10 protein-coding genes are annotated in these 12,020 nt (G+C 64.9%); 8 read left to right on the top strand and 2 right to left on the bottom strand.

The annotated features are described in order from the left end of the window. Nucleotides 1–29: 29 nt before the first annotated feature. Nucleotides 30–743, bottom strand: coding sequence for a 7-cyano-7-deazaguanine synthase QueC (gene queC, locus D4Q52_RS18455; protein WP_119858043.1), 714 nt, complete (start codon nt 741–743; stop codon nt 30–32). Between the two features lie 110 nt (nt 744–853). Between queC and mazG the strand changes: the two genes are divergently transcribed. From mazG to D4Q52_RS18440, 3 genes are all read left to right on the top strand, one after another. Continuing rightward, a complete protein-coding gene (mazG, locus tag D4Q52_RS18450) occupies nt 854–1,687 on the top strand; it encodes a nucleoside triphosphate pyrophosphohydrolase (protein WP_119858042.1) in 834 nt (277 codons plus the stop codon). Between the two features lie 84 nt (nt 1,688–1,771). Then, nucleotides 1,772–3,067, top strand: a complete 1,296-nt coding sequence (locus tag D4Q52_RS18445) for a hemolysin family protein (RefSeq protein WP_119858041.1) — start codon at nt 1,772–1,774, stop codon at nt 3,065–3,067. Nucleotides 3,068–3,161: 94 nt separating this feature from the next. Continuing rightward, nucleotides 3,162–3,425, top strand: coding sequence for a hypothetical protein (locus D4Q52_RS18440; RefSeq protein WP_349627414.1), 264 nt, complete (start codon nt 3,162–3,164; stop codon nt 3,423–3,425). A 76-nt stretch (nt 3,426–3,501) separates the two neighbouring features. Here D4Q52_RS18440 and D4Q52_RS18435 read toward each other — a convergent pair whose 3' ends face one another. Beyond that, entirely contained in the window at nt 3,502–4,029 is a 528-nt protein-coding gene (locus tag D4Q52_RS18435) for a single-stranded DNA-binding protein (RefSeq protein ID WP_119858138.1), read from the bottom strand. A gap of 454 nt (nt 4,030–4,483) precedes the next feature. On the opposite strand from D4Q52_RS18435, the gene D4Q52_RS18430 reads away from it, so the two are divergent. The 5 genes from D4Q52_RS18430 (at nt 4,484) to D4Q52_RS18405 (ending at nt 11,701) form a co-directional block, all read left to right on the top strand. Then, nucleotides 4,484–5,230 (top strand): outer membrane protein, encoded by a 747-nt coding sequence (locus tag D4Q52_RS18430; protein ID WP_119858040.1) that lies wholly within the window; start codon nt 4,484–4,486, stop codon nt 5,228–5,230. Nucleotides 5,231–5,846: 616 nt separating this feature from the next. Beyond that, nucleotides 5,847–6,656 carry an outer membrane protein gene (locus D4Q52_RS18425; protein ID WP_119858039.1) on the top strand — a complete coding sequence of 270 codons (810 nt, stop codon included), beginning with the start codon at nt 5,847–5,849 and terminating at the stop codon, nt 6,654–6,656. Nucleotides 6,657–7,120: 464 nt separating this feature from the next. Continuing rightward, nucleotides 7,121–10,156 carry an excinuclease ABC subunit UvrA gene (gene uvrA / locus D4Q52_RS18420; protein WP_119858038.1) on the top strand — a complete coding sequence of 1,012 codons (3,036 nt, stop codon included), beginning with the start codon at nt 7,121–7,123 and terminating at the stop codon, nt 10,154–10,156. Between the two features lie 6 nt (nt 10,157–10,162). Then, the gene (locus D4Q52_RS26270) at nt 10,163–10,996 is read left to right on the top strand and encodes a hypothetical protein (protein WP_147407820.1); all 834 of its coding nucleotides are present in this window, start codon (nt 10,163–10,165) and stop codon (nt 10,994–10,996) included. A 351-nt stretch (nt 10,997–11,347) separates the two neighbouring features. Next, nucleotides 11,348–11,701 (top strand): hypothetical protein, encoded by a 354-nt coding sequence (locus D4Q52_RS18405; RefSeq protein WP_119858035.1) that lies wholly within the window; start codon nt 11,348–11,350, stop codon nt 11,699–11,701. The last annotated feature ends 319 nt before the right edge of the window (nt 11,702–12,020 follow it).

Genomic DNA, 12,020 nt, shown 5'->3' with positions numbered 1-12,020 from the left:
AAGTGTGATTTCGATGACGTCTGCGTGAGCTACGCCCTCGCCTGATACTCGCGCCAGCCCTTGGCCCGCAACGCACAGGCCGGGCATTCGCCGCAGCCATAGCCCCAGTCGTGGCGCGCGCCGCGCTCGCCGAGATAACAGGTGTGCGAATGCTCGCGGATCAGATCGACCAGCGCATTGCCGCCGAGGTCACGCGCCAGTCGCCAGGTCGCGGCTTTGTCCAGCCACATCAGCGGCGTGTGCAGCGTGACGTCGCGCGCCATGCCGAGGCTGATCGCACTCTGCAGTGCCTTGATGGTGTCGTCGCGGCAATCCGGATAGCCGGAATAATCGGTCTCGCACATGCCGCCGACGATGTCGGCGATGCCGCGGCGATAGGCCAATGCCGCCGCAAACGTCAGGAAGATCAGGTTGCGGCCGGGCACGAAGGTGTTGGGCAGGCCGTCCGCCCCCATCGCGATTTCGACGTCGCGCGTCAGCGCGGTGTCGGAGATCGCGCTCAGCGTCGGGATCGACAGCGTATGGCTGTCGCCGAAGCTGGCGGCCCAGGCCGGATCGATGGCGCGAAAACCGTCGAGCAGTCTGGCCCGGCAATCGAGCTCGATGGCGTGGCGCTGGCCGTAGTCGAAGCCGATGGTCTCGACGCGGGCGTACCGCGCCAGCGCCCACGCCAGGCACGTCGCGGAGTCCTGCCCGCCGGAGAACAGCACCAGCGCGGTTTTATCGGATGTCGGTTCGGTCATGCGGCTGGCTCTAGCACCGCGCGGCGCCGCAGCCAATCACGCTGATTTTTGCTGGGCCGCGCCGCGCGCATACGGCATAGGAAGGCACAGCCTCACGACCGGATCTTGCCATGACCCCTTCCCGCGACATCGCCCGCCTGATCGAGATCATGGCCCAGCTGCGCACGCCCGGCACCGGCTGTCCATGGGACCTCGAACAGGACTTCACGACGATCGCACCCTACACCATCGAGGAGGCGTTCGAAGTCGCCGAGGCGATCGCCCGGGGCGATCTCGAGGATCTGCGCGACGAGCTTGGCGACCTCTTGCTGCAGGTGGTGTTTCACTCGCGGATCGCCGAGGAGCGCGGCGCGTTCGCATTCGGCGACGTGGTCGAGGCGGTCACGGCTAAGATGATCCGCCGCCATCCGCACGTCTTCGCCGACGCCGACGGCAATATCGCGCCGTCGCATGTCGAGGGCGTGTGGGACCGCATCAAGGCCGAGGAAAAGGCCGAGCGCGCCGCCCGCCGCGGCCACGTCGAGCCGCCGGCGAATTCCGTGCTGGCGGGCGTCAAGGCCGGGCAGCCGGCGCTGTCGCGCGCCATGGAGCTGCAACGCAAAGCGTCCAAGGTCGGCTTCGACTGGAACGATCCGCGCGCGGTGCTGAACAAGATCCGCGAGGAGGCCGACGAGATCGAGGCCGCTCTCGACCGAGGCGACAAGAGCGAGATGGCGGAGGAGACCGGCGATCTGATGTTCGCGCTGGTCAACCTCGCCCGCCACACCGGCGCCGACCCGGAAATGGCGCTGCGCGGCACCAATGCCAAATTCGAGCGCCGCTTCGCCTACATCGAACGCGCCCTCGCCGCCCGCGGCCGCTCGCCGCAGGCCGCGACGCTGGCCGAGATGGATGCACTGTGGAACGAGGCGAAAGCCGACGAAGCCGACGAGCAAGCGAGATAAAGCTGCCTTGGCTGGTTCCGGTCGGGCGTGGGACGCCCTATGTTCAGCGCCGGTGTAAGCAGCAGAGGAGGCGGCGCAGGCGCCATGCTATCGGTGGAATTGGCAATCGTGGTGACGCTCATCGTCGCCAACGGGTTGCTCGCGATGTCTGAGCTGGCGATTGTCTCCTCCCGCCCGGCCCGGCTGGCTCTGCTCGCCCAGAAGAACGTCCGCGGCGCCAAGCAGGCGCTGAAACTGTCTGAAGACCCGGGCAAGTTCCTGTCCACCGTGCAGATCGGCATCACGCTGGTCGGCGTGCTGTCAGGCGCCTTCTCCGGTGCCACGCTCGGCCAACGACTAACCGAATACCTGACAGCCCTGTCGGTGCCGTTTCCCGACATCCTGGGCTTCGGTTTGGTGGTGGCGCTGATCACCTATGCGACGCTGATCGTCGGCGAGCTGGTGCCCAAGCAGGTCGCGCTGCGCAATCCCGAAGGCATCGCCGCCAAGGTCGCGCCCGCCATGGCGCTGATCGCCAAGATCTCGCGGCCGCTGGTGTTCGTGCTGGATTTCTCCGGCAAGGCGATCCTCAGCCTGCTCGGGCAGAGCGGCGTGATGCAGGACAAGATCTCCGAGGAGGAGATCCACAATCTGGTGATGGAAGCCGAGACCGCCGGCGTGCTCGAACCCGGCGAGCGCGAGATGATCGCCGGCGTGATGCGGCTCGGCGACCGCCCGGTCGGCGCGGTGATGACGCCGCGGCCGGAGGTCGATCTGGTCGACCTCGGCGACTCGCTGGAGGACATCCGCGAAGCTTTCCTCACCAGCCCGCATTCGCGGCTTCCGGTGACCGACGGCAATCGCGACGATCCGATCGGCATTATCCAGGCCAAGGACCTGCTCGAAGTGTATCTGCGCGGCGACAAGCCGGACCTGCGCGCGCTGGTGCGCGAAGCCCCGATCATCCCGTCCTCGGCCGACGCCCGCGACGTGCTGGCGACGCTGCGGCAATCGTCGGTGCACATGGCGCTGGTCTATGACGAGTTCGGCGCCTTCGAAGGCGTCGTCACCACCGCCGACATTCTGGAATCGATCGTCGGCGCGTTCGGCAATGAGGAAGGCCCGCCCGAGCCCGCCGCGGTGCGTCGCGAGGACGGCTCGTATCTGATCGCAGGCTGGATGCCGGTCGACGAATTCGGCGATCTGCTGCCGGTGTCGATTCCCGAGCATCGCGACTATCACACCGTCGCGGGCCTGGTGCTGCAGCACTACGGCGCGCTGCCGAACATCGGCGACAAGTTCGAGTATCAGGGCTGGCAGCTCGAGATCCTCGATCTCGATGGCCGGCGGATCGACAAGATCATGGCCACCCGGATCGCCGAGATCGAGGCGGCGGCATGACGTCGTCCGCAGGCTCGGCGCACAGCCGCGCCCGGGCGCTGACGGCGGTGCGCGCGGCGCACACGGCGATCTGGCGTTCTTTGCCGGATCGATCGTGCTGATCCCGATCGCCACGCTGCGCGGCGAATTTGTCGCCGCACTATGGATGAGCGTGTTCGTCTGGGGCGAAGTGCTGGTGCTGCTGCTCAACCGCATGCGCTGTCCGCTGACCGACATCGCGGCGCGCTACACCACTGATCGCGCCGACAATTTCGACATCTGGCTGCCGCGCTGGCTGGCCCGCCACAATCAGCGCATCTTCGGCACGCTGTTCGCCGCAGGCCAGCTGCTGCTCGGCCACGCGCTGCTGCGCGACTGATCCCAAGCGCCCCGCCAAAACGGCAGCGGCCGCCCGGTTGCCCGAGCGGCCGCGCCTTCCCCACCCGCTGACAACCTCAGAACGGGATATCGTCGTCCATGTCGCTGGCGCGGCCACCGCCACCGCCGCCGCTGGCCGCGACCGGCCGGCGCGACTGGCCGCCGGAGCTATAGCCGCCCCCCGACGGACCGCCCGAGCCGAAATCGCCGCCCGCATCGTCCGAGCCGTAACCGCCGCCACTGCCGCCGCCGCTACGGCCGTCCAGCATGGTCAGCACCGAATTGAAGTTCTGCAGCACCACCTCGGTGCTGTAGCGCTCGGCGCCGCTCTGGTCGGTCCATTTGCGCGTCTGCAGCTGGCCCTCGATATAAACCTTGGCGCCCTTCTTGAGGTACTGCTCGACGACCTTGCACAGCCCTTCATTGAAGATCACGACGCGATGCCACTCGGTCTTTTCCTTACGCTCGCCGGTGGCGCGATCGCGCCAGCTCTCCGAGGTGGCGATGCGCAGATTGGCGATCGGCCGGCCATCCTGGGTCCGCTTGATCTCGGGATCGGCGCCGAGATTGCCGATCAGGATCACCTTGTTCACGCTTCCAGCCATCGCCGTCTCCTTCGAATCGATCGTCGCGCCGGGCCTGCCGCGCGCGCGCAAGTCTTGATGCCCTAGCGCTTACGCTGTCCGCCACGCGGCGCCCATCCTCCAGGGCCGGGAAACCACGGCGCTGCCCCCGTTATCCACCGGGATCGCTCCAAGTTATGTTCCAGTTTTGTTCTTCGCAAGACCCAACCGTCGGATACTTTGGCGTTTCTGTCTCTGGAGCGCGGCTAATCCGACAGCAGGCGGCGCGCCGGTAACAAAATGCCATTCCTGCCAGGAATTGTCTGTGGGATTTCAGGACGTTCCAGTTTCAACTTGGTTAGCGAGTGTGACTTTTCAGCGACTGCGTTTTCCGCGGAACACGGTATAGTTCCATCATGAATTGAGAAGGCGCTCGCGCCGAGCCTGACCTGCGACGGGGATGACACAGCAGGCTCCAGCTGGATGGGGTTTTCAGATGAAAAAGCTTTTCCTGGGTACAGTTGCACTGATTGCTTTGGGCGCGGCGCCGGCGATGGCGGCGGATCTCGCCGCCCGTCCCTACACCAAGGCTCCGCCGATCATCCCGGTGGTGTATGACTGGACGGGCTTCTACATCGGCGGCAACGGCGGCTGGGGTACCAGCCGCAAGTGCTGGGACTATGCGGGTACGGCCGCGGCTCCCCTCGTCACCAATATCGGCGAAGGCTGCCATGACGCGTCGGGGGCCACCGCGGGCGGTCAGATCGGCTACAACTGGCAGTTCTCCACCTGGGTGTTCGGCATCGAAGCGCAGGGCAACTGGGCCGACTTCAAGGGCTCGAACGTCAGCACGCTGTTCCCGGGCTTCACCAACGAGTCCAAGATCGAGGCCTTCGGCCTGTTTACCGGCCGCATCGGCTATGCCTGGAACAACGCCCTGCTCTACGCCAAGGGCGGCGCGGCGGTGGTCAGCGACAAGTACAACTACTACACCACGCTCGGCGGCCTGACGACGGGTACCGCGTCGGAGACCCGCTGGGGTGGGACGGTCGGCGCCGGCTTCGAATACGGCTTCACTCCGAACTGGTCGTTCGCGGTCGAGTACAACCATCTGTTCCTGGACAGCAAGGACGTGACCTTCACGTCGCCCGCCACCACCGTCGACCGCATCAAGCAGGACGCCGACATCGTCACCGCCCGCATCAACTATCGCTGGGGCGGCCCGGTAGTCGCGAGGTACTGAGATCAGGTTTCTCTTTCGAGAGACGATCATCGACCCACGGAAGGCCGGCCTCGCGCCGGCCTTTTTGTTTTGAATGCGTTGCTTGCTTTGGACGCGTTGCTGGTTTCGAATGCGGCTTCGCAGCCGGACGCACATATGTAGCGCGATTGGCCGCCGCCGGGACGGTCGATGCGGCTCGATCGGACATCGTACCCCGCTCTGAGGCACTTTCCGGCCGACGGCACCTTGATCGCATCCACCATCTGACGCTCGGAGCGGTGCACCTCCATTGGCCCAGCGGCTGCCAGCCGCGCGCTGGCAAGATCTGCGCACGGCCACCTCCGGCGGCCTGGCGCCCTGGAGATGAGGCCTCGAACGATGGTTCGCCGGGTGGCGGATAGCGTCGACACCTACTGCAGCGGGGAGAATAGGCTCCAGCGTGAGCTGCGCCCGCGTGCAATGCCGGGCCAGCCTCGAACCAAGCCTCCCTGCGGTACTCGTATACGTTGTGCATTTCTGCTCAAGTAAAACTACTGATTGTATTTTGGAACCAACTGTTGCGGCCGCGTTACAGCGCTTGGTTCGGTGCTCGACTATCGTTGCAACTGGAAGTCCGAATCTTTCAGTGGAGAATGCTATGAAAAGGCTGTTGCTCACCGGCGTCGCCGCAGTCGCGTTCGCCGTTCCCGCCGTCGCTGCGGATCTTGCTCCCCGTCCCTACAAGGCCCCGCCTCCGCTGGTGGTGGCCTACAACTGGACCGGGTTCTATCTCGGCGCCAACGCGGGCTACGGCTGGGGCACGGGAGACACCAACTACGACCCGCTGCCGAACCCCGTCGCCTTCATCGATCTGGCGCCGACCACGCTCGGGCTGAAGCCGAAGGGAGCGCTCGCGGGCGGTCAGGCCGGCTACAACTGGCAGTCGGGCGCTTTTGTCGGCGGCCTCGAAGCCGATATCCAGTGGTCGGATATCCGCGCCGACGCCATCGTCACCCCGATCATCGCCAACAATCTGGCGCCGTTCGGCGCCGGTTCGTATCTGGCGACCTCCGAGAAGATCAAATGGTTCGGCACCGTCCGTGGCCGCGCCGGCTTCACCGCCACCGACACTCTGCTGCTCTACGCCACCGGCGGTCTCGCCTATGGCGAAGTCGAATATGCCGCCAACACCAGCTTCCTGCCGATTGGCACGATCCAGTATCCGACCTCGTTCTCCAAGACCAAGGTGGGCTGGACCGTCGGTGCCGGCGCCGAGTGGGCGTTCGCGCCGAACTGGTCGGCGAAGCTCGAATATCTGCACTACGACCTCGGCAACGAAAGCACGATTGCCAACCCGATCCCGGCCAATCCGCCCTTCCAGGTCGCGTATGACTGGAAGACCAGCGGCGATCTCGTCCGCGTTGGCATCAACTATCGCTGGGGCGGCCCGATCCTCGCCAAGTACTGAGTGGGCCGAACTCCAGGAGCTTTCCAAGGCCGGCCTCGCGCCGGCCTATTTTTTGGCTCCGTGGCCAAGACCTCGCATTAAGCAGCCTGCGCTTTGCGATACTGACTCGCCCCAACAAGCGGGCGACGACGATCGGTGACGGGGCAGCATTGGGGGCCGGTCGCAAAGCACCGGCTCGCCACTGCCGCCAGCCGTCATCCTCCGCAGCAAGCGGAGGACCCAGTACCCCAGAGAAGATGGGCGGGGCGGAAGTGCCAGCCGCACCCTGATGCTTCTGCCACGCCCTCCGGAACATCGCCCCCCGCTCCGGCATTGCCGACCGTGCGCAACAATCGGTTGATGGCGGCGCCCGACCACTGGAAATCCATCGCCGTTCTTCCTATGTTCCAGCAAAGCTCCCTTCGGCGTCGGCCCGTGTGCGACGGCGCCCCAACTCGCGCGCCTGCCGCGCCTGGACACCCTGCATGGACGAAGTGATCAAGGCCAAGCGTCAGCCGTCGCAGCAGCCGGCGGCGCCCTCGAGCCGTACCTCCATCACCATTCGCGGCGCCCGCGAGCACAATCTCAAGAACGTCGACGTCACCATCCCCCGTGACAAGCTCGCCGTATTCACCGGCCTGTCCGGCTCCGGCAAATCGTCGCTGGCGTTCGACACCATCTATGCCGAGGGCCAGCGCCGCTACGTCGAATCGCTGTCGGCCTATGCGCGGCAGTTCCTCGAGATGATGCAGAAGCCGGACGTCGACCAGATCGACGGCCTGTCGCCGGCGATCTCGATCGAGCAGAAGACCACCTCGAAGAACCCGCGTTCCACGGTCGGCACCGTCACCGAGATCTACGACTACATGCGCCTGTTATGGGCGCGCGTCGGCGTGCCCTATTCGCCGGCCACGGGCCTGCCGATCGAGAGCCAGACCGTGTCGCAGATGGTCGACCGCGTGCTGGCGCTGCCGGAAGGCACGCGGCTGTATCTGCTGGCGCCGGTGGTGCGCGGCCGCAAGGGTGAGTACCGCAAGGAGCTCGCCGAGTGGCTGAAGAAGGGTTTTCAGCGCGTCAAGATCGACGGCGCCTTCCACGAGCTCGCCGAAGCCCCGGTGCTCGACAAGAAATTCCCGCACGACATCGACGTCGTGGTCGACCGCATCGTCGTGCGCAGCGACATCGGCCAGCGCCTGGCCGAGAGTTTTGAGACCGCGCTGAAGCTGGCGGAAGGCCTGGCGGTGATCGAATTCGCCGACGCGCCCGCTGCGGCAGCCGCGCCCGCGCCGGTCCCGGCAGAGGAGCCCGAGGGCAAGAAGAAGAAGGCCGACAAGAAGGTCGCCAAGATCCACGACAAGAGCGGCGCCGAGCGCATCCTGTTCTCGGAGAAGTTCGCCTGTCCGGTGTCCGGCTTCACCATTCCGGAGATCGAGCCCAGACTCTTCTCCTTCAACAACCCCTACGGCGCCTGCCCGGAATGCGGCGGCCTCGGCATCGAGCAGCACATCGATCCCGACCTCGTCGTGCCCGACAAGGACCTGACGCTGCGCAAGGGCGCGATCGCGCCATGGGCGAAGTCGTCGTCGCCCTACTACGTCCAGACGCTGACTGCGCTCGGCAAGTTCTACAAATTCACGCTCGATACCAAGTGGAAGGACCTGCCGAAGAAGACGCAGAACGCGCTGCTGTACGGTTCCGGCGACGACGAGATCAAGTTCTCCTACGAGGACGGGGTGCGCTCCTACGACACCAGGAAGCCGTTCGAAGGCGTCGTCACCAATATCGAACGCCGCTTCCGCGAGACCGAAAGCGAGTGGGCCCGCGAGGAGCTCGGCAAGTACTTCTCCGACGTACCTTGCGCCGGCTGCCACGGCCACAGGCTCAAGCCCGAGGCGCTCAGCGTCAAGATCGGCGGCAAGCACATCGGCGAAGTCTCCGAGCTGTCGGTGAAGGCCGCCGGCGAGTGGTTCGCCAATGTGCCCGGCGTGCTCAACACCCAGCAGAACGAGATCGCCGTCCGCATCCTCAAGGAGATTCGCGAGCGGCTGAGCTTCCTGCTCGACGTCGGCCTCAACTATCTGACGCTGGCGCGCGCCGCCGGCACGCTGTCGGGCGGCGAGAGCCAGCGCATCCGCCTCGCCTCGCAGATCGGCTCCGGCCTCACCGGCGTGCTCTACGTGCTGGACGAGCCGTCGATCGGCCTGCACCAGCGCGACAATGCCCGGCTGCTCGACACCCTGAAGCGGCTGCGCGACCTCGGCAACACCGTGATCGTCGTCGAGCACGACGAGGACGCCATCCGCCTCGCCGACTACGTGCTCGATATCGGCCCCGGTGCCGGCACCCATGGCGGCCACATCGTCGCCGAAGGCACGCCCGCCGAAGTGATGGCCAATCCGAAATCGCTGACCGGCAAATATCTCACCGGCGAGATGTTCGTTCCGGTGCCGGAGCGCCGGCCGCCGAACCATCGCCGCACGCTGAAAGTGATCAACGCCCGCGGCAACAATCTCAAGAACGTCTCGGCCGAGATCCCGCTCGGCCTGTTCACCTGCGTCACCGGCGTGTCCGGCGGCGGCAAGTCGACGCTGCTGATCGACACGCTGTACAAGGCGATCGCCCGCAAGCTCAACAACGCCAGCGAGCCGCCGGCGCCGCACGACCGTATCGAAGGCCTCGAGCACATCGACAAGATCATCGACATCGATCAGTCGCCCATCGGCCGCACCCCGCGCTCTAACCCCGCAACCTACACCGGTGCGTTCACGCCGATCCGCGAGTGGTTCGCCGGCCTGCCTGAGTCCAAAGCGCGCGGCTACGAGCCGGGCCGCTTCAGCTTCAACGTCAAGGGCGGCCGCTGCGAGGCCTGCCAGGGCGACGGCGTCATCAAGATCGAGATGCACTTTTTGCCCGACGTCTACGTCACCTGCGACGTCTGCAAAGGAAAACGCTACAACCGCGAAACGCTCGAAGTGCTGTTCAAGGGCAAGTCGATCGCCGACGTGCTCGACATGACGGTCGAGGAAGCCGCCGACTTCTTCAAGGCGGTGCCGCGCGTCCGCGAGACCTTCAAGACGCTGCACCGCGTCGGCCTCGACTACATCCATGTCGGCCAGCAAGCCACGACGCTCAGCGGCGGCGAAGCCCAGCGCGTCAAGCTCGCCAAGGAACTCAGCAAGCGCGCCACCGGCCGCACGCTCTACATCCTCGACGAGCCGACCACCGGCCTGCACTTCCACGACGTCGCGAAACTCCTCGAGGTGCTGCACGAGCTGGTCGCCCAGGGCAACACCGTGGTGGTGATCGAGCACAACCTCGAAGTCATCAAGACCGCCGACTGGGTCATCGACCTCGGCCCCGAAGGCGGCGACGGCGGCGGCGAAATCGTCGCCTGGGGCCCGCCGGAAGACATCGTCAAGGCCCCCCGCAGCTACACGGGGAAGTTTCTGAAGCCGGTGCTGGAGAAGAAGGGGCCAAAGGCGGTGGCAAAGAAGCGGAGGACGGACGAGGCGGCGGAGTGAGCTGCTATGTCGTCGTCGTTAGACTTGGAATCGGCAGACAACACAGCGCTTCCGTTTGAATCTCTTCAAAGCATAGGAAGTGTATACGCCTTCTTGGATGTAGATCATCCTGCCGTCCAGTGGGCAGTGATGAGAGGAATGCTCGTGTCCTCTTCTCACGTTTCTGATTCAGAGGGGTTCGTTTCTTTTATGCAAGCGGGCATAGTTGCTGCTGGCAACAATGCCCGTCTTTTCAACGAAGCAATCATCGAGCTGTATCGACAGAAGAATTTTCAGAAGAATCAATCGCGAATGCGAGGAATGTATTTTTTTGGATCTCGCGCTGAAGCTGAAGCACGGATCAACGACGCCGATTGGCCGGCCTACTTTAAGCCTGAGAATCTGGTCGAATTCGATTTGCATTGCGACGAAATGCCGACTGTCGTGGACGCGAATTGGATCACTTTTGCAGAAGTGGACAAGTCTGGGCGGATACCAATCGATAGCCTCGAATGGATTTCGCGATACTGGGAGGGCAAACAGTACAATGATCGCCCTGTATGGGAAGTAATTGCAAATGGCGTGGCTCTGGTCCTAGACGAAAATATCCGCCGCGCCTGCACTTTAAAATTGGAGCGCCAATTTGCAGATTTCGCTCATTCCAATATTGATGGCACGTATAGCCTCGGAAGTCGGCAGTCGCGGTGGGTTGATCCATCCGTTCCTTCTGCGGCAAAGCGAAAACGACGTCTTCCTCAGCTATCTTTCGAGCGACGCGGAGTTTCACGACCCCCACATCATACAGAGAATGAGCGAGCATCCCGATATTGGAAAGCTCGCCGAGATGATGAGGGAAAATGAAACATGGAAATTTCCAGATATGCGACCATGGTTCACATACTATCAACTTGGTGAACAGCAAATTGACGACCTCGGTGGCATTCACATTCCTTCAGTACATGAAAACAAGCTAGCAAGCGTAGCCCGGGTGAGCGAAGCGACACCCGGGGCCTGAGCGCTCCCGCATCTCGCTTCGCTCATGCGGGCTACGGACGAGCACTGTTCAAAGCGAGCGTAGCCCGGATGGAGCGAAGCGCAATCCGGGGCTGGTAGGTCAAAGACCCCCGCATTCCGCTTCGCTTCATGCTGGCTACGGCCTGTTGCACCCGAATGTGTCTCGCCCTCCCGCCCCCGCTTGTCTAAACTCCCGCCATGACCCGCCTCACCTCCCTCACGCTCGCCGCCACGCTCGCGCTCGTTCCCCTCACCGCTTCGGCGGCCTCCAAGAAGGCCAAGCGCGTGCAGAGCAGCGGCCTGCCCGGCTATGTGCAGCCGCCGAGCAATTCGGTGCCGCTGTTCATGCAAAAACTGTCGCGCGCGCAGCTGGCGCTGCTGCACAAGCCGCGGCCGTGGTACATCGACCCGACGCCGGACTATCCACGCTGGAACGGCGACTGGCGCTATCTCGGCCGGCCGGGCTTCTACCGCGGCCGCTACAACGGCGGCAGCATCGGGCCGTGCTGGACACAGACGCCGATCGGACCGGTGTGGAATTGCGGGCAGTAAGGCGATTACGCGCGCGGTAACGGCGCTCGACACTTCGCTGCGGCGGCTGTGAACAAAAGACGCCTCCACGCGTCATGGCCGGGCCGCTCGCCGCACACGCCGTCATTCCGGACGGTGCGCGCAGCGCGCCGATCCGGAATCCCGAGATGGTGGCCGACCGAGCGGTGCCGAGATTCCGGGTTCGTGGGGGGGGGGGGGGGGGGGGGCCCGGGATTGGGGGGGGGGGGGGGGGGGGGGGGGGGGCCCGGCGGGGGGGGGGGGGGCCCCCCGCCCCCCCCCCGCCGCCCCAGCAAGGCGTTGGGGGGGTGGGGATATTATG

This window comes from Rhodopseudomonas palustris (assembly GCF_003591005.1).
In the GTDB taxonomy this organism is placed as follows: domain Bacteria; phylum Pseudomonadota; class Alphaproteobacteria; order Rhizobiales; family Xanthobacteraceae; genus Rhodopseudomonas; species Rhodopseudomonas palustris_K.
The sequence above is the reverse complement of the archived record's forward strand: the minus strand, read 5'-3'. Positions and strand labels throughout refer to the sequence as shown.

Coding starts and splice junctions, on each gene's coding strand:
- D4Q52_RS18435 (WP_119858138.1), bottom strand. CDS start 4,029: ATGGCTGGAAGCGTGAACAAGGTGATCCTGATCGGCAATCTCGGCGCC.
- D4Q52_RS18445 (WP_119858041.1), top strand. CDS start 1,772: ATGCTATCGGTGGAATTGGCAATCGTGGTGACGCTCATCGTCGCCAAC.
- queC (WP_119858043.1), bottom strand. CDS start 743: ATGACCGAACCGACATCCGATAAAACCGCGCTGGTGCTGTTCTCCGGC.
- D4Q52_RS18405 (WP_119858035.1), top strand. CDS start 11,348: ATGACCCGCCTCACCTCCCTCACGCTCGCCGCCACGCTCGCGCTCGTT.
- D4Q52_RS18430 (WP_119858040.1), top strand. CDS start 4,484: ATGAAAAAGCTTTTCCTGGGTACAGTTGCACTGATTGCTTTGGGCGCG.
- mazG (WP_119858042.1), top strand. CDS start 854: ATGACCCCTTCCCGCGACATCGCCCGCCTGATCGAGATCATGGCCCAG.
- D4Q52_RS26270 (WP_147407820.1), top strand. CDS start 10,163: ATGTCGTCGTCGTTAGACTTGGAATCGGCAGACAACACAGCGCTTCCG.
- D4Q52_RS18425 (WP_119858039.1), top strand. CDS start 5,847: ATGAAAAGGCTGTTGCTCACCGGCGTCGCCGCAGTCGCGTTCGCCGTT.
- uvrA (WP_119858038.1), top strand. CDS start 7,121: ATGGACGAAGTGATCAAGGCCAAGCGTCAGCCGTCGCAGCAGCCGGCG.